This window comes from Psychrobacter sp. ENNN9_III, from assembly GCF_001462175.1.
Taxonomy (GTDB): Bacteria; Pseudomonadota; Gammaproteobacteria; order Pseudomonadales; family Moraxellaceae; genus Psychrobacter.
In genome coordinates, this window is sequence record NZ_LNUO01000043.1 from 14,300 (window position 1) to 32,137 (window position 17,838).

The 17,838-nt window shown below is 44.3% G+C and carries 14 protein-coding genes; all 14 read left to right on the top strand.

The window, feature by feature from the left end; translation table 11 throughout:
- Nucleotides 1–432: 432 nt before the first annotated feature.
- The 14 genes from ndhC to PENNN9_RS03500 all read left to right on the top strand — a co-directional run bounded on the left by ndhC (nt 433) and on the right by PENNN9_RS03500 (nt 17,765).
- Nucleotides 433–1,056: an NADH-quinone oxidoreductase subunit A gene (gene ndhC / locus PENNN9_RS03435; protein ID WP_058368345.1), complete on the top strand. Its 624-nt coding sequence runs from the start codon at nt 433–435 to the stop codon at nt 1,054–1,056.
- Nucleotides 1,057–1,239: 183 nt separating this feature from the next.
- Nucleotides 1,240–1,908, top strand: a complete 669-nt coding sequence (locus PENNN9_RS03440; protein ID WP_058368346.1) for a NuoB/complex I 20 kDa subunit family protein — start codon at nt 1,240–1,242, stop codon at nt 1,906–1,908.
- Between the two features lie 128 nt (nt 1,909–2,036).
- The gene (nuoC, locus tag PENNN9_RS03445; protein ID WP_058368347.1) at nt 2,037–3,812 is read left to right on the top strand and encodes an NADH-quinone oxidoreductase subunit C/D; all 1,776 of its coding nucleotides are present in this window, start codon (nt 2,037–2,039) and stop codon (nt 3,810–3,812) included.
- A gap of 139 nt (nt 3,813–3,951) precedes the next feature.
- A complete protein-coding gene (gene nuoE / locus PENNN9_RS03450; RefSeq protein WP_058368348.1) occupies nt 3,952–4,461 on the top strand; it encodes an NADH-quinone oxidoreductase subunit NuoE in 510 nt (169 codons plus the stop codon).
- A complete protein-coding gene (gene nuoF, locus PENNN9_RS03455) occupies nt 4,458–5,882 on the top strand; it encodes an NADH-quinone oxidoreductase subunit NuoF (RefSeq protein WP_058368349.1) in 1,425 nt (474 codons plus the stop codon). The genes nuoE and nuoF overlap by 4 nt, the downstream gene beginning before the upstream one ends.
- A gap of 10 nt (nt 5,883–5,892) precedes the next feature.
- Nucleotides 5,893–9,030 carry an NADH-quinone oxidoreductase subunit NuoG gene (gene nuoG / locus PENNN9_RS03460; RefSeq protein WP_058368350.1) on the top strand — a complete coding sequence of 1,046 codons (3,138 nt, stop codon included), beginning with the start codon at nt 5,893–5,895 and terminating at the stop codon, nt 9,028–9,030.
- 52 nt (nt 9,031–9,082) lie between these two features.
- Entirely contained in the window at nt 9,083–10,075 is a 993-nt protein-coding gene (nuoH, locus tag PENNN9_RS03465; RefSeq protein ID WP_178379379.1) for an NADH-quinone oxidoreductase subunit NuoH, read from the top strand.
- Nucleotides 10,076–10,119: 44 nt separating this feature from the next.
- Nucleotides 10,120–10,668 carry an NADH-quinone oxidoreductase subunit NuoI gene (gene nuoI / locus PENNN9_RS03470; protein WP_058368352.1) on the top strand — a complete coding sequence of 183 codons (549 nt, stop codon included), beginning with the start codon at nt 10,120–10,122 and terminating at the stop codon, nt 10,666–10,668.
- Nucleotides 10,665–11,372: an NADH-quinone oxidoreductase subunit J gene (gene nuoJ, locus PENNN9_RS03475; protein ID WP_058368353.1), complete on the top strand. Its 708-nt coding sequence runs from the start codon at nt 10,665–10,667 to the stop codon at nt 11,370–11,372. Before nuoI ends, nuoJ begins: the two co-directional genes overlap by 4 nt.
- A 98-nt stretch (nt 11,373–11,470) precedes the next feature.
- Nucleotides 11,471–11,779 carry an NADH-quinone oxidoreductase subunit NuoK gene (gene nuoK, locus PENNN9_RS03480; RefSeq protein WP_058368358.1) on the top strand — a complete coding sequence of 103 codons (309 nt, stop codon included), beginning with the start codon at nt 11,471–11,473 and terminating at the stop codon, nt 11,777–11,779.
- Between the two features lie 4 nt (nt 11,780–11,783).
- Entirely contained in the window at nt 11,784–13,658 is a 1,875-nt protein-coding gene (gene nuoL, locus PENNN9_RS03485) for an NADH-quinone oxidoreductase subunit L (protein ID WP_058368354.1), read from the top strand.
- A 1-nt stretch (nt 13,659) separates the two neighbouring features.
- Nucleotides 13,660–15,288, top strand: coding sequence for an NADH-quinone oxidoreductase subunit M (gene nuoM, locus PENNN9_RS03490; protein WP_058368355.1), 1,629 nt, complete (start codon nt 13,660–13,662; stop codon nt 15,286–15,288).
- 3 nt (nt 15,289–15,291) lie between these two features.
- Entirely contained in the window at nt 15,292–16,770 is a 1,479-nt protein-coding gene (locus tag PENNN9_RS03495; protein ID WP_058368356.1) for an NADH-quinone oxidoreductase subunit N, read from the top strand.
- A gap of 161 nt (nt 16,771–16,931) precedes the next feature.
- The gene (locus PENNN9_RS03500) at nt 16,932–17,765 is read left to right on the top strand and encodes a ferredoxin--NADP reductase (RefSeq protein ID WP_058368357.1); all 834 of its coding nucleotides are present in this window, start codon (nt 16,932–16,934) and stop codon (nt 17,763–17,765) included.
- Nucleotides 17,766–17,838: the final 73 nt, after the last annotated feature.

The window sequence follows — 17,838 nt, forward strand, 5'->3', positions numbered from 1 at the left end:
ATAGTGAGCAAACAGTTTATGCCAGTTGTCATACCATTGTTGATTACGCGTAATGAGTTATTAAATCAATTAAATGTCTAAATATGATATTGATTTAATAAATTTATCTTGCGTCTTTATTAGATGGATTTGATGACCAGCCTTTATCTAGATATGCTACAGTTTTTGACTGATAGGATAGCTGAAGATTGCCAGTCTCTCTGTTTTGGATTTTAGTGTCAAAGAGCAGTGGATTGCTTTAATATTTTTAGTACTTAGATAGATTTACGGTTGGTATCGTCTTATACCGTCGTCAATAATCTTGATAATTGGTCGTTACCAGCACAGCCTTTGTGTTTTCGTCTGCGTCAGGTAATGCTATGCTGTTATTCTTTATGGAACAATGGCTTACGTTACTTACGACACGAGATTGGGTGAGGAGCACGTATTATCATGTCTGCTTTTAATTGGTCAGCAGTCGCCTTTATTCTAGCCGCTATAGGGCTAGTCGTTTTTATGCTGGCTGTTCCGCGTTTACTTGGCGGTCGCTCTCAGGGTTTACAAAAAGAAGAAGTATTTGAAGCGGGTGTTGTCGGATCTGGCAACGCCCGTATTCGTTTGTCTGCCAAATTCTATTTGGTGGCCATCTTTTTTGTCATCTTTGATTTAGAAGCACTGTATTTGTATGCATATGCGGTCTCAGTTCGTGAGGCTAGTTGGCTTGGGTTTGCAGCAGCGGCTATATTTATTGGTATTTTAATCATTGGCTTGATATATGAATTAAGCTTGGGTGCTATGAATTGGGCACCTGCTGATAGACGCCGTAAAAAAGAACGTCTTTATGCTGCACCAGCGGGATTTAATTTGGCTGATATTACCAAGTTCAATGGCACCCATGAGCTAATGTTAGATCCTACTGGTAAGATACCTGCCCAGTCTTCAGGACAGGTCAATGTTTCAAACAACATCGAAACCAACCGTCGTCACTTACAAAGTATAGATCATATCAATACCACAGGTAATATTACTTCTGTGGATTTTTCGGCGTCTGCCAAGCAAGAGAACGTTGATCGTTGATCGTTTTGTCTATAGCAGTTTTTGCTTGGAATAGCTGGTAAAGAGTCGTTGCGGATTGGTAGTAACAACGCTATATAATGACAGTATGTTTGTATTAATAGTTGCTTATTAATCATAAAAAATTATAGCGATAGTGCTGGTCAGTTGATTGCCACACTTCGCTTAATATAAAGGTTGTATGTTATGAAATACACATTAACAAAAGCCAACCCTGATGCAGATACCTATCCTGCACAGTCTCGCCAAACGGTCAATGACCCCATCGAAGATGAAGTAAACAAAAATGTCTTTATGGGTCGTCTAGAAGACCTTGTTCATTCAACAGCAAATTGGGGGCGTAAGCACTCACTATGGCCATTTAACTTTGGTACTTCTTGCTGTTATGTCGAATATGCAACGACCCTTACTGCGGTTCATGACTTATCACGCTTCGGTGCAGAGGTTATTCGTGCTTCGCCCCGTCAAGCAGATGTAATGATTGTCGCAGGCACCTGTTTTATTAAGATGGCACCCGTTATCCAGCGTCTCTATGAGCAGATGCTTGAACCAAAATGGGTCATCTCGATGGGGGCGTGTGCCAACTCTGGCGGTATGTATGATATTTACTCAGTGGTACAAGGTGTAGATAAAATCATCCCTGTCGACGTCTATGTTCCAGGTTGCCCACCGCGTCCAGAGGCATTGATTCAGGGTCTTATGCTACTCCAAGAGTCCATTACTAACGAGCGGCGTCCGCTAGGGGTTCATGTCAATGATCAAGGTATTTATCAGCCACAAATGACCCCTGAACGCGACCGTAAACAAGCAGATCGTATCGCTGTAAAAAACTTGCGTAGTCCAGATAGCATTTAATACTGCTTATATTTAGCCAGCTTTTACTGGATGTATTGGTTTGGCTAGTAGTAAATAACCCCTAAAAGTGCGAAGTGCGCATACGCTCATCATAGTTTGGTTATGATTAATGAAGGAATGTATCATTCATGGTCACGGTAGTCGAAAACAAAGATTCTAAGATAAAGCCTGTACCCGCAGTTATTAGAGAGCTGGGGCACAATTATGCAGGTAAGTTCGTGGTACAGCAGACTGTTGATGATATTCCAACGGTTTGGGTTGCGCGTGCCGATTTGCTCGATGTGCTTTTATTCTTACGTAAATTGCCAAAGCCTTATGTCATGTTATTTGACTTATCAGCGATAGATGAGCGTCTACGTCAGCACCGCGCTGGTTTACCTGATAGTGACTTTACCGTGTTTTATCATCTAATGTCGCTTGAACGTAATAGTGATATACGTATCAAGGTTGCCCTGAGCGAAGAGGACTTAAACTTACCGAGCGCTACTAATATCTGGCCAAATGCCAACTGGTATGAGCGCGAAGTATGGGATATGTTTGGCATCGTTTTTAGTGGTCATCCGCATCTAACCCGTATCTTGTTGCCTAAATACTGGGAAGGACATCCACTACGCAAAGAGTATCATGCACGTGCAACCGAATTTACACCGTACTTTTTAAACACTGCCAAACAGCGCTATGAACAAGAAAACCTGCGTTTTGTGCCAGAGGAATGGGGCATGAAGCGCTCAGGGCGTGATGAAGACTTTATGTTCCTAAATATCGGTCCCAATCACCCTTCTGCTCATGGTGCGTTCAGACTTGTATTGCAGCTTGACGGTGAAGAGGTAGTCGATTGTATACCTGATATCGGTTATCACCACCGCGGTGCTGAAAAGATGGCAGAGCGTCAAACATGGCATTCATTTATCCCTTATACCGACCGTATTGATTATCTTGGCGGGGTGATGAATGAGCTACCGTACATCATGTCGGTCGAAAAGCTTGCGGGTATTACTGTGCCAGATCGGGCGCAGACCATTCGCGTGATGATGAGTGAGTTTTTTCGCATTACTAATAACCTATTGTTTGTCGGTACTTTTATTCAGGATGCAGGCGGTATGACTCCTGTATTTTACATGTTCACCGATCGCCAAAAAGCATATGACGTTATCGAAGCGGTGACTGGTTATCGTATGCATCCAGCGTGGTTCCGTATCGGTGGCACTGCTGCCGATCTACCGCGTGGCTGGCAACGTCTGGTTCGTGAGTTTTTAGATTGGATGCCAAAGCGTCTGGATGAATATGTCAAAGCGGCCCTACAAAACAGTGTGCTAAAAGGAAGAACCCAAGGCGTTGCGCAGTATAATGCCAAGCAAGCATTGGCTTGGGGCGTTACTGGAGCTGGTCTCCGTGCGACAGGTGTAGACTTTGATCTACGTAAAGCGCGTCCTTACATGGGTTATGAAAACTTTGATTTTGAAGTGCCTATTGGTTACAACGGCGATGCTTATGACCGTTGTATGATCAAAGTCGAAGAGATGCGTCAGTCGTTACGTATTATTCGTCAGTGTATGGATCATATGCCGCAAGGACCTTATAAAGCTGACCATCCACTGGCCGTACCACCACCAAAAGATCGTACGTTGAATGATATCGAGACGCTGATTAACCACTTTATATCTGTATCTTGGGGCCCTGTGATGCCAGCGGGTGAGTGTACAACGATAGTGGAGGCGACCAAAGGTCTAAACAGTTATTACATAACCTCCGACAAAGCCACGATGAGTTACCGAACCCGTATCCGTACGCCGACATTTGCACATTTGCAGCAAATGCCCTCAGTAATTAATGGCTCCTTGGTGTCAGATGCCATTATGTATTTGGCATCGATTGACATTGTGATGGCGGATTGCGATCGCTAAATATTAAAAAAGACAATTTAATCAATGCATTATTGCTAAAGAACACGTCAAACGCGGTAGTATTTTAATATAGTAAAAGTCGCAATAAGACATCCTTGTAGTGTGATAAAGCGTGATGATTGAGGAAAGATAGAAGATTATGAAAATTGTTTCCGATAAAATGCCAAAAGTAGATGTGACAAGCATTCTCACTACTGAGGAGATTGCAGCGATACATGAGTTTATGCACCATTATCCACATGCTCGCGCAGCCTCACTAGACGCATTAAAGATCGTACAAAAACGCAACGGCTGGGTAGATGACGCACAAGTAAACGCGATTGCCAACATTTTAGATATACCGGTGACAGATATGGACGGGGTTGCCACTTTCTTCAACCGTATTTACCGTCAGCCTGTTGGTCGTCACGTCATCTTGATTTGTGATTCCGTTGCTTGCTACTTAACGGGCTACGAAGCGCTATCAGCTGAGCTTAGATTGCAGCTAGGTATCGAATATGGTCAGACGACACCTGATGGCCGTTTTACTCTGTTGCCAATTTGCTGTTTGGGTAATTGCGATAAAGGACCAGCTGTACTGATTGATGAAGACACTTATGGTCCTATTCAGCCCTCCGAGGTCGCACAGTTATTGGAGCTATACGCATGAGATTAACACTGTCAGAGCAAATCGCTCGCCGTCGCCAAGGTCAAGCACCAAGCCAGCTTAATGATCAGCATGTGCCAATCTATGGTGACAAGGCCACAGCCAATAGCCAAACCAAGCCGCTAACATGGCGCCTAGCTCATTATGACTCTGTATTAGATTTGGCTACTTATCAGTCTTTAGAAGGCTTTACTGGTCTAAAACAAGCTTTAAATAAAGCGCCTAAAGATGTTGAAAATATGATTAAAGCGGCCAATGTGAGGGGCCGTGGCGGTGCAGGTTTTAATGCTGGCCTAAAGTGGTCATTTATGTCACCGCCAGACGGTTTGCCGCGTTATCTTATCTGCAATGCTGATGAGATGGAGCCGGGTACCTTTAAAGATCGTCTGTTGATGGAGTGCCTACCGTTTCAGTTGATCGAAGGTATGCTCATCACCGCCCATGCGATCGGCGCGACCGATGGTTATATCTTTATCCGTGGTGAGTATATCTTGGCCGCTGAGCGTTTGGTCACAGCTATCGAAGAGTGTTTGGCCAATAACCTAATGGGCGACAATATCTTAGGCTCAGATTTTAGCTTTAATTTACATGTGCATACGGGTGCTGGCCGCTATATCTGCGGTGAAGAAACGGCCTTGATCAACTGCCTAGAAGGTCGCCGAGCCAATCCACGTACCAAACCACCATTTCCGCAAATCTCTGGCGCGTGGGGTAGGCCAACGGTGGTCAATAACGTCGAGACTTTAAGTAATATGCCAGCCATCTTGAACCATGGCGTCGAGTGGTATCAGTCATTATCCAAGACCAAAGGCAAAAGCGAGACTCCTGGTACAAAAATATTTGGCTGCTCAGGTTTGGTCAATGATCCAGGTTTATGGGAGTTACCATTTGGGTACACCGCTCGTGAGATTATCGAAGATTTGGCTGGCGGTATGCTCGAGGGCAAAAAGCTAAAAGCATGGTTACCCGGTGGGGCATCGACTGACTTTTTAACTGCTGACCACTTGGATGTGGTAGTAGATTTTGACACCATTCAAGAAGCAGGTAGCCGCATGGGTACTGGACTGATTATGGTGGTCGATGAAGCACAAGATATGGTGCCATTATTGCGTAACCTTGAGATTTTCTTTCAGCGCGAATCATGCGGTTGGTGTACGCCATGTCGTGATGGCCTGCCATGGGGTGTGAAATTACTTACCGCTATCAATGATGGTGAGGGGCAAGTGGGCGATGTGGAAAAACTAGAGGGTTTAACGCGTGACTTATGGATTGGTAAAACTTTCTGTGCCCATGCGCCAGGTGCGATGGAACCACTGATGAGTGCGATTAAATATTTCCGACCTGAGTTTGATCAAAAAATCGCACAGGCAGTTGGTGTAGACGTTATTGAAGCGGCAGCCCATCAACAGCCAGTAGTGAAATAAGGAGAACGGCATGGCAGTCATACATATTGATGGGACCACTGTCGAAGTAGATAGCAGCGATAACTTGCTACAGGCATGCTTGTCACTTGGCATTGATGTGCCATACTTTTGTTATCATCCAGCCTTAGGTTCAGTGGGCTCGTGTCGTCAGTGCGCCGTCAAGCAGTATCAAAATAAAGAAGATATGGAAGCAGGTAAAGGTCGTCTTGTGATGTCGTGTATGGTTGCGCCAGGCGACGACATGTACATTTCGGTCACTGATGATGAAGCCAAAGCGTTTCGTAAGTCGATGGTTGAGCTACTGATGACCAACCATCCACACGACTGCCCAACTTGTGAAGAAGGTGGTCATTGCCACTTGCAAGATATGACTTATATGTCAGGTCATAACAGTCGTCGCTACCGCTTTACCAAACGCACGCACCATAATCAAGATCTTGGGCCGTTTATTGCGCATGAAATGAACCGCTGTATCGCTTGCTATCGCTGTGTACGTTTCTATAAAGACTACGCTGGCGGCGAAGATTTGGGTGTTTATGGCTCGAACAACCGCGTTTATTTTGGCCGTGATAAAGATGGTCAGTTTGAAAGTGAGTTTTCAGGTAACTTAACCGAAGTTTGTCCCACTGGTGTATTTACCGATAAAACCCACTCTGAGCGCTACAACCGTAAATGGGACATGCAGTATGCGCCCAGTATCTGTCATGGCTGCTCGGCTGGCTGTAACATTTCACCTGGTGAGCGTTATGGCGAGCTACGCCGTATCGAAAACCGCTATAACGGTGAGGTAAACCGTTACTTCTTATGTGATCGTGGTCGTTTTGGTTATGGCTATGTCAACCGTACTGATCGTCCTACCCAAGCACTTGAGCGTATCAATGATAAACACGTCAAAATCAATATTGACTATGCCTTAGACGAAACCATCAAGCGTATCAAGGACAAAAAAGTCATTGGTATTGGCTCGCCACGTGCCAGCTTAGAGACCAACTTTGCGCTAAAAAACCTAGTAGGTTTTGATAACTTTTCAACAGGTTTGAATCATCAGCAGCAAGCATTGGTCAATAAATGCATTGAAGTACTAAGTACTGAAGGTATCTACAATCCTAGTCTGACAGATATTGAAAGTCATGACGCGGTACTGATTTTGGGTGAGGATATTACGCAAACCTCATCGCGCGTCGCATTATCAGTACGTCAAGCTGCAAAAAACGAAGGCCTAAAAATGGCCGCCACACTCAAAACTCAGGCTTGGCTTGCTGAACCGGTTAAACGTATTGCACAAGATGCGCTAAGCCCAGTCTATGTGATTGATGTGACCCAGACAAAGCTTGAAGACATCAGTAAAGTGAGCGTGGTGGCAACGCCAGAAGATATTATTAAGCTCGGCTTTAAAGTGGCCGATGAAATTGCTAATTTTGCAGATGATTTATCAGAAATAATCGACCCACAAGCGACTGAACAACAAGATACAGATGACAATACTGATATTGACGGTATGCAAGCGCTGGCTCAGCAGATCGCTTATGATTTGATTCAAGCAGATCAGCCACTAGTCGTCTCAGGTAGCAGCTTGTCATCGACGGCACTGATAGAAGCAGCCGCGCAGATTGCTCAGGCACTCACGCAAAAACGAGTGGCTATTAAAGCAACCGAGCAACAGCAAGTTGAAGCACATAACGCTAAGGTTACCGCCGCTCAGGCACAGGCGGCGGACGATCAGCCTGAAGAAGATAAAGAGCTGTCGGCTAAACCTGCTAAACCGAATACTGGTACTGATAAAGAAGCTCAAGATGATATCGAGCGTGAGCCTGCCGATAGCGATGAGCTAAGAGAAGACAATCTTGAGCTCAAAGAAGTCAATAAAAACTATCAGGCACAAGCGGGTATTTATTTAACGGTTCCAGATGCAAATAGCATGGGTGTTTGCCTGCTTGGTGGTCAGTCAGTCGAAGAGTTACTGGCGACTGATTTTGATGTGGTCATCGTTGCTGAAAATCAGCTGACTGATGCGATTGATGCCAACAAACTAACACAGCTACTCGCTGACAAGACCGTCATCGCACTCGATCATCAGCTACTTGACTGGCACAAAGATGTCGACATTGTTTTGCCAGCTGCAAGCTTTGCTGAAGCAGATGGTACCTTGGTATCTGCTGAAGGTCGTGCTCAGCGCTTCTTTCAGGTTTATGATAACAATTACTATCATCCGATGAGTAGTATCAAAGAAGGCTGGCGCTGGTTGCATGCTGTCCATAGCAGCTTGGAAGGTCGAGATGTCGACTGGACACAGCTAGATGATGTGATTGATGCCCTAGTAGCGACTCATCCTAAGCTTGCCGGTATTAAAGCTGCGGCGCCCAATGCTGATTATCGTATCACGGGTCTTAAGATTGCTCGTCAGCCGCGTCGTTATTCTGGTCGCACCGCAATGCGTGCACCAATATCTGTCCATGAACCAATGCAGCCAAAAGACTGGGATACCAGCTTAACCTTTTCGATGGAAGGCTATAGCGGCAAACAAACCCCAAGCTCGATGATTCCTTTTGCTCATGCGCCAGGTTGGAATTCTCCGCAAGCATGGAACAAATACCAAGATAAAGTTGGCGGTCATCTCAAAAATAGCGATCCAGGTGTGCGCTTGTTTGATATGTTAGAGCGTCTACCGACACGTCGATATATTGCACCAGAAGCAAGTTCGATAACGACGACGGATATAGCAAAAGGCCAAGCTAAATTGGTACCGGTCTATAATATCTATGCCAGCTCGATGATGGCATCACGAAGTCCAATCGTTGCAGAGCAACTGCCTGTAGCAGCTTGGCGTATCAGTGTTGACGATGCCAAAGATTGGAATATCGCAACTGGTGATTACCTAGCTATCGAGATCGATAAGCAACAAATTACGTTGCCAGTACAGATCGTTGGTTATTTAGCAGAAGGCTGTATCGGCTATCCAGTTGGACAAGTAAACATTATCCATCCATCAGTGCCAGCTTCGGTACGCAAAGTGGATGCGCCAGTAACGATGGTAGGTAATATGGCTGATGATAGCTCTTTGACACATACTAGTGAGGCTGGTAACGGTCTTGATGATAATCGCTCAACCCAAACAACGATAGCTCCGACCAATACACAGGAGATGTAATATGCAAGTGACCCGTATTATTCCTGATGTACCAACATTTTTGGCTGACAGCATGACCTTTGATGCTTGGTCTATTTTGTTTTTGGTCGGACAGTCTTTAATGATTTTTTTGGTAGTCGTTTTGGTAGCTGCCATCATGATTGTCTACGAGCGTCGTATGTTAGCGCTGTGGCAAGATCGTTACGGTCCCAACCGTGTCGGGCCTTTTGGCTCTTTGCAGCTGGTCGCTGATATGCTCAAAATCTTCTTTAAAGAAGATTGGATACCAAAATTTACCGATAAGTTTATGTTTACCTTGGCGCCTGCAGTAGCTATGTTCACTGCATTGGCCTCATTTGCCATTATTCCTATCTCGCCAACGCTTGGTGTTGCTGATTGGGATATTGGCATTTTGTTTTTCTTTGCCATGGCAGGTATAGCTGTCTACGCGGTTATGTTTGGTGGCTGGGCCTCTGCCAACAAGTTCTCATTACTTGGTGGCCTGCGTTCAGCAGCACAAACGATCAGCTATGAGGTATTTTTAGGATTGTCATTAATGGGTGTGGTTGCACTGACTGGCTCTTTTAATCTGCGTGAAATCGTTGAGTCACAAATTGATGGCTGGTATATCATTCCGCAGTTTTTTGGCTTTTTAACCTTTGTGGTCGCTGGTGTAGCAGTGACGCATAGGCATCCATTTGACCAGCCAGAAGCAGAGCAAGAGCTTGCCGAAGGTTATCATGTCGAATATTCAGGTATGAAATTTGGCATGTTCTTTATTGGTGAGTATGTCAATGTGGTACTCATTTCTGCGCTGATGACTTGTTTGTTCTTTGGGGGCTGGCTTGCGCCCTTTAATTTAGATATTCCATTTATCCCGCCAGCTTTTTGGTTCATGATAAAAACGCTATTTTTTATGACCATGTTTGTTTTGGCTCGCGGCTCACTCATGCGTCCGCGTTATGATCAGGTGATGAATTTTGGTTGGAAAGTCTGTCTGCCAGTTACTTTGATCAATTTACTGATTACTGCTGCTGTTATATTGATGTTTTCTCCAGCACTGTAGTTTTGGTAAAGATCTAAAGTAATGCTGATAAGGATAATAATCCCATGTTTACTACGATAAAAAAGATTGTCATTGGTATTTTTACCATTGTCCGCAGCATGTGGATGGTTAATAGCCATGCGATTAGGCCACGCGATACTATATTGTATCCTGAAGAGCCTGTACCAGTACCGCCGCGTTTTCGTGGACGTATTATATTATCTCGTGATCCAGACGGTGATGAGCGCTGCGTTGCTTGTAACTTATGTGCAGTAGCGTGTCCAGTTGGTTGCATCTCACTACAAAAAGCTGAGCGTGATGATGGACGCTGGTATCCAGAGTTTTTCCGAATCAATTTTTCACGCTGCATCTTTTGTGGATTGTGTGAAGAAGCGTGTCCAACGACAGCGATTCAAATGACACCAGATTTTGAGTTGGGTGAGTATAATCGTCAGGATCTGGTCTACGAGAAAGAGCATTTACTTATTTCAGGACCGGGTAAATATCCTGACTATAACTATTATCGCGTCTCTGGTATGGCCGTGGCAGATAAACCAAAAGGGGCTGCACAAAATGAAGCCGCACCTATTGATCTTCGGAGCTTGCTGCCATGATGAATATCTTAAACAACCCTGAGCTAGCAGGTTTTTATTCACTTGCAGCAGTCGCTATTTTTGCTAGTCTGCGTGTGGTCACTCATGCCAACCCAGTCCATGCTATTTTATCGATGATCGTATCATTGTTAGCGATAGCCGGTGTATTTTTCGTACTGGGTGCGCCCTTTGCTGGGGCGCTTGAGATCGTTGTATACGCTGGTGCAATTATGGTGCTTTTCGTTTTTGTCATTATGATGCTGAATTTGGGCATGGCTAATGATGCTCGTGAGGAGCGTTGGCTTAGTGCAGGAACATGGGCAGTACCAACTGGGCTGACTGTCATTATCGCGGTTGTGCTGTATGCGATGATTGGTCTTAATCATAATGAAGTCGCCATGATTGGCGGTACGTCTATTTCTGCTAAAGCGGTTGGTACGGCACTGTTTACTAAGTATGTCATGTTGGTTGAGGTAGCCGCGCTGCTATTATTGGCAGCTCTAGTTGCTGCTTATCATTTGGGCAAAGAGTCTGTAGATGATGAGATCATGGGTAACGACAGTCAAGACTTCCAACCAAGTGTGGGTAGTATTATAGAACATGAGAATGCCGGTAGTCATAAAGCTAGTGATGCCGTAAAGATAGCTGAACCATACGAATACAAAGAAGTAGATCCACATGACTATGTAGGTGTACAGCGAGTCACGCGTAAGGAGTCCGACTGATGATATTAGCAGCGAGCGTGGCACAAGATGTGTCCAACGTCCCGTTCGCCCATGAGGTAGTAGGCTTAGTGCAGCCCGCTACTGAGGCGCAAGGTGTACTGGGTATGATACCTATGAGCCATGGACTAATTTTGGCAGGTATATTGTTCGCTATTGGACTATGCGGTGTCATGGTACGTCGTAACTTTTTATTCATGCTAATGAGTCTTGAGATTATGATGAATGCGGCAGCATTAGCTTTTGTAGTGGCAGGTAGCCGCTGGGTCGATCCAGACGGACAGATTATGTTTATCTTTATTTTGACACTAGCAGCAGCTGAGGCAGCCATCGGTTTGGCAATATTACTACAGTTTTACCATAAGCGTGGGCATCTCGATGTCGATAGCGCCAATGAGATGAAGGGATGATGTCATGAGTTTATTACCATTAACCTTTATACTTCCGCTCATTGGCTTTTTAATATTAGCCTTTATGCGTGACAAGCTGACTGAACAAGCAGCTGCATTCGTTGGTGTTGGAAGCATGCTGTTATCAGCATTGTGTGCCTTGATTGCCAGTTACACTTTTTTGCTGGACAATCCAGCAGGTACCGTAATACAAGTACCGCTATGGACATGGTTTCAAGTTGGCGACTTTGCACCAAGCTTTGCTCTAAGCTTTGATGGTTTAGCATTGACTATGACTGGGATTATCACTGGTATTGGCTTTTTGATTCATCTGTTTGCCGCTTGGTATATGAAAGGTGATAAAGGCTTTGCCCGTTTTTTTAGTTATATGAACCTATTTGTTGCCAGCATGCTGTTGCTGGTACTCGCAGATGATTTATTACTACTTTATCTTGGCTGGGAAGGCGTGGGTATCTGTTCATACCTATTGATTGGTTTTTACTTTGAAGATCGTGCCAATGGCCGAGCTGCGATGAAAGCCTTTACCGTTACTCGTGTCGGTGATGTCTTCTTAGCATTTGGACTGTTTTTGCTGTTTCGTGAATTTGGTACGCTCAATATTCAAGAGATTATTACGCGTGCGCCAGAGGTGGTTGATCTTAATAATCCAACAATGATGTTGACCACTATGATGTTGGTTGGCGGTGCGATGGGTAAATCAGCGCAGTTGCCATTACATACGTGGCTTGCTGATGCGATGGCAGGTCCGACACCGGTATCTGCATTGATTCACGCGGCGACCATGGTAACCGCAGGCGTTTATTTAATCGCACGTATGCATCCGTTATTTATTTTGACTCCTGGTATTCTTTTATATTGGGTTGGAGCAGTAGGCGCATTGACGCTTGTTGTCGCCGGATTCTGTGCATTGGTACAAACAGATATTAAACGTATCCTAGCGTATTCGACCATGAGCCAAATCGGTTATATGTTCTTAGCGCTCGGCGTTGGTGCATGGCAAGGAGCTATCTTCCACTTAATGACTCATGCTTTCTTTAAAGCCTTGCTATTCTTATCATCAGGTGCAGTCATCCTTGCAGTTCATCACGAGCAAGATATCTTTAAGATGGGCGGCTTACGCAAAAAGATACCATTGGTATTTTGGTGCTATATCGTCGGTGGCGGTGCGCTTGCAGCCATACCTTGGGTGACGGTAGGTTTTTACTCTAAAGAAGCCATTCTTTGGGAGACCTATGCTACCGGTCATCAAGTTTTATTCTATATGGGTGTATTCGGTGCATTCTTAACGGCAATCTATACTTTCCGTATGATTTGGATCGTCTTTTTTGGTGAAGAGAAAACACCTGCACATAAATTATCTGGTGTGTCGTATTGGTTGCCATTGACTGTACTGTTAGTACTATCCACGGCAGTGGGCGCACTCATAACGCCACCGTTACAAGGTGTGTTGCCAGAGAGCGTAGGGCATTTATTAGAAGTTGCAGGTCAAGCGCACGCCAAACATACGGCGGAATATATCGCGATGGGTGCAATGCTGGCTGGATTGATATTAGCAGCTTTATTATATGTGGTTGATAAGGGCCGGATGTTATCGCGCTTTAAACAATCAAGTATTGGTGGCGCGCTATATTACTGGTGCTATAACGGTATGGGCTTTGATGCGCTATACGATTTGATTTTCGTAAAACCCTTTTTATTCATTGGTCGCTTATTTAAAGCCGATCCCATTGATAAAACATGGAACATATTACCTATGTTGGCATCAGCAGGGAACAAAGCGATGTCTGCAACGCAAACAGGGTCACTTCGAGGTTATGCTGCAAGTTTTGGCTTGGGTATGGCTGTGCTGTTAGTGCTGGTAATGATGACGGTGGTATAAGATGATAGAGTTACAACAAACGTGGATGCTGCCAGCATTGATTGCAATTCCATTTATTGCAGGGTTGTTATGCTGGTTGGTTGAGCGAATAAACAAGCGTCTGCCGCGGTGGATTGCTTTGATCGGCATGATGCTGACCTTTGGGTTGTCACTTGTATTATGGCAGTATGGCGACTTTTCAGGCATGAGTAAGCAAGTCATAGCACCACAATCTGCTGTGCCATGGGTCGCTGAATATAATGTGCCATGGATACCAAGTTTTGGTATTAGCTTTCATTTAGCAATAGATGGTATGTCGCTGCTGATGATTGCACTGACAGGGTTACTTGGTGTTGCTGCTGTTGCTTGTTCATGGAATGAGATTCAACGCCGTGTTGGGTTTTTTCATCTGAACTTGTTATGGAGTTTGGGCGGCGTTATAGGCGTGTTCTTAGCGATTGATATGTTCCTCTTCTTTTTCTTTTGGGAGATGATGCTGGTTCCTATCTATTTCTTGATTGCTATCTGGGGTCATGATGTCGCTGGTGGTAAGACTAAAGAATACGCTGCCACCAAGTTCTTTATCTATACCCAAGCTTCTGGGCTTATCATGCTCATTGGTATCTTGTTATTAGTACTATTCAATTATGCCAATCGCGGTGTGGTTAGCTTTAATTATAATGACTTGCTCGGTACGCCACTTGGCGGCTGGGAATATCCAATCATGCTTTGCTTTTTTATTGGTTTTGCCGTCAAGTTGCCAATTATTCCTTTTCATGGCTGGTTGCCGGATGCTCACGCGCAGGCACCAACAGCAGGCTCGGTGGACTTGGCAGGGGTACTAATCAAGACAGCAGCTTATGGTTTGATTCGTTTTGTATTACCTTTATTTCCTGCAGCGTCTCAAGAGTTTGCACCGATTGCGATTACGTTAGGTACGATTGGTATCTTTTATGGGGCATGGCTGGCCTTTATGCAAACCGATATGAAGCGCTTGCTTGCCTATACCAGTATTTCGCATATGGGCTTTGTGGTTTTGGCGATTTATGCAGGTACATTACTCAGTCTGCAAGGCTTAATGATTCAGATGCTTGCACACGGGCTTAGCTCGGCTGCTCTATTTATTATGGCAGGGCAGCTCTATGAGCGTCTACATACTCGTGATTTGACTTTGATGGGCGGTATGTGGGGACAGTTCCGTTATTATGCTCCAATATTGATGTTCTTTTGCGCGGCACTTCTAGGTATTCCTGGTACAGGTAACTTTATCGGTGAATTCATGATTTTATTTGGCGCATTTGCTCAGTACCCCGTATTTGTAGTACTAGCAACCTTTAGCTTAGTGTTGGCTGGTTTATATTCTTTAATCTTAATTTACCGCGCACTGTTTGGGATTAATAATATTGAAGAGGTGGCGTTGCACGAGACCAAATCACATGGTTTGCCAACACGCAAATTAAAAGACCTGGGCAAACGTGAGCTGTCATTATTACTTATGTTAGCGGCTGGATTGGTATGGCTTGGCCTTTACCCGCAGCCGATACTGGATACATCAAGTCAAGCCATGCAGTGGATTAATAATGCGTATGTCTACAGTGAAATCACTCAAGTAGATGCGTCACAGTTACTTGATGCAATGGAGGCACGTTAAGTCATGAATGATATTACGATGAATGATTTGATGGGGCTAATGCCTTATGCACCAATCATTGCAGTAGTGGTTACAACGTTATTGGCCATGATTGCGATTACTATTAAGCGCTCGCATGTTATCACTGGCACTATTACGGTAACTGGACTAAACGTTGGTCTATTTATCCTACTTGCACAAATAGGAGGAGTAATAGACAGCAGATATGCATTGCCAAGCGCTGAGCAGTTATTTGTAATCGATAATTTTGCTCAGTTTAATATGGTCGTTATTTTTATCTGTGCATTGGCATGTTGTACATTAGCTTACGCGTATTTGGCCAATCTTAAAGACAATAAAGATGAGCTGTACTTACTGATGTTGGTGTCGACCACTGGCGCGCTCTTAATGGTATCGGCGCAGCATATGGCGGCATTCTTTATGAGCTTAGAGCTTTTGTCTATACCGCTATACGGCCTACTGTCTTATACTTTTTTACGTAATCGCTCACTTGAATCGGGGCTTAAGTACTTAGTATTGTCAGCGACTGCCTCTGCTACCTTATTGATGGGGATGGCTTTCATTTATGCCCAAGTTGGCTCATTGGCATTCAAACCTATTAGCTTAGTATTGGGTGATATATTTGAATCACCATTACTGATATTGGGTACGGCATTAATGATGTTTGGTATTGCTTTTAAGCTATCAGCAGCTCCTTTTCATATGTGGACGCCAGATGTATACGAGGGAGCGCCAGCTCCTATAGCGACTTATCTGGCTTCAGTCTCCAAAGTTGCAATGATGGCACTTGCTGTCCGCTTTTTGATTGATACGGCTTTATTGGCATTACCATCAGTACAGATACTAATTATGGTCATGGCAACCTTGTCTATTTTGGTCGGAAACTTATTGGCAGTACGTCAAACCAATTTAAAGCGCCTACTAGGGTACTCTTCTATCGCTCATATGGGTTATGTGTTGATTGTGATTGTCAGTATTGGTAGTGCTGCTGATAGTATCACTAGCATGTATATGGCCGTTTATGCCTTTACTTCTATCGGTGCGTTCGGTGTTGTGACTTTAATGTCTAGCCCTTATCGATTGGCCGGTGAAGCTGATGAGCTGATACATTATCAAGGATTGTTTTGGCGTCGTCCGGTACTAACGGCTGTTATGACAATTATGATGCTCTCATTGGCTGGTATTCCATTGACGGCTGGCTTTATTACCAAGTTATTTGCCATACTGGCAGCTGTTCAGGGTACGAACTGGTTCTTGGCTGCGATGATTATTTTGGGTAGTGCCATTGGTTTGTTCTACTATTTACGTGTCATGCTGACACTGTTTAAACGTCCAAAAGAGTTTATTGAGTTTGACGTAGCAGGGCAATGGGGCATTCGTATGGGTGGACTGATGGTCATCGGTGTGACCGCAGTGATTATTTTCTTTGGTATATTACCCAACAGTATGATTGTATGGTCGAGTATGGCACGTATCTGGTAACATACAGTTTATACAAGGGCTAATAAGCTTCGATTGAGCTATTACAGTTACTGATAGAAAACCAAGATGCGCTGAGTTTATGATAAGCTTGGCGCATCTTTTTTATTTGTTCGTTTTAATAAACCACGCAAAAATTAACAAGATATAAGTGACTAATTATTATGAGTGAAGACAATATTCAAACCGTTAAAGTACTGAGTAAGACCACTTGGACCCCCAATCTGTTTAGTTTTACCGTAACGCGTCCAGACAGCTTTAAGTTTACTGCAGGTCAATTTGTACGTTTAGGCGTTAACCCCAGTAAGCTACAATACTATAAGCAGCAAGACAAGGCACCAAGTCAAATAACTGACGCCGCGCCGGATGAGGATATTTACCGCGCTTACTCGATAGTATCTTCACCATTTGATGAAGTGCTGGAGTTTTTCTCTATCGTGATTCCGGATGGGGCGTTTACCTCACAGTTGCAGCATCTACAAGTGGGGGATGAGTTACTCCTCAATACTATGCCATTTGGCTTTTTGACTTTAGCTCGCTATCAAAAACCCTTACCAGAAGACTTATGGTTGCTTGCAACTGGCACTGGCTTGGCACCATTTTTATCAATGCTGCAAGATTTGCAAACATGGCAAGACTATGAGCATATCGTCCTAGCCTATAGTGCGCGCTCAAAAGAGGAGCTGGCGTACGTTGAGCAAATAAAGCAGTTGCAAGACGACTTTGGCACATTGGTGGATAATCCTGCTCGCTTAATCTTTGTGCCGATTGTGACTCGTGAGCCTATGGAAGGAGCGCTTAGCGAGCGTTTGCCACAATTATTATTAAATGGTGAGCTTGAGAAGCGGGCTGGCATAAAGCTAGATAACGATAGCGCCCATGTGATGCTATGTGGTAATCCGGAAATGGTAGAAGATACCAAAGAGACATTAAAAGAGTTGGGTTTTGTTATGAATCGCCGCGGTGAAGGGAACATTGCAGTAGAAAACTATTGGTAATCGATAGATAAGTCATTGGCTCTGAGAGTAATGACAAATGATTAAAAAAACGCTGCAATCTGATGATTGGCAG

Coding starts and splice junctions, on each gene's coding strand:
- ndhC (WP_058368345.1), top strand. CDS start 433: ATGTCTGCTTTTAATTGGTCAGCAGTCGCCTTTATTCTAGCCGCTATA.
- PENNN9_RS03440 (WP_058368346.1), top strand. CDS start 1,240: ATGAAATACACATTAACAAAAGCCAACCCTGATGCAGATACCTATCCT.
- nuoC (WP_058368347.1), top strand. CDS start 2,037: ATGGTCACGGTAGTCGAAAACAAAGATTCTAAGATAAAGCCTGTACCC.
- nuoE (WP_058368348.1), top strand. CDS start 3,952: ATGAAAATTGTTTCCGATAAAATGCCAAAAGTAGATGTGACAAGCATT.
- nuoF (WP_058368349.1), top strand. CDS start 4,458: ATGAGATTAACACTGTCAGAGCAAATCGCTCGCCGTCGCCAAGGTCAA.
- nuoG (WP_058368350.1), top strand. CDS start 5,893: ATGGCAGTCATACATATTGATGGGACCACTGTCGAAGTAGATAGCAGC.
- nuoH (WP_178379379.1), top strand. CDS start 9,083: ATGACCTTTGATGCTTGGTCTATTTTGTTTTTGGTCGGACAGTCTTTA.
- nuoI (WP_058368352.1), top strand. CDS start 10,120: ATGTTTACTACGATAAAAAAGATTGTCATTGGTATTTTTACCATTGTC.
- nuoJ (WP_058368353.1), top strand. CDS start 10,665: ATGATGAATATCTTAAACAACCCTGAGCTAGCAGGTTTTTATTCACTT.
- nuoL (WP_058368354.1), top strand. CDS start 11,784: ATGAGTTTATTACCATTAACCTTTATACTTCCGCTCATTGGCTTTTTA.
- nuoM (WP_058368355.1), top strand. CDS start 13,660: ATGATAGAGTTACAACAAACGTGGATGCTGCCAGCATTGATTGCAATT.
- PENNN9_RS03495 (WP_058368356.1), top strand. CDS start 15,292: ATGAATGATATTACGATGAATGATTTGATGGGGCTAATGCCTTATGCA.
- PENNN9_RS03500 (WP_058368357.1), top strand. CDS start 16,932: ATGAGTGAAGACAATATTCAAACCGTTAAAGTACTGAGTAAGACCACT.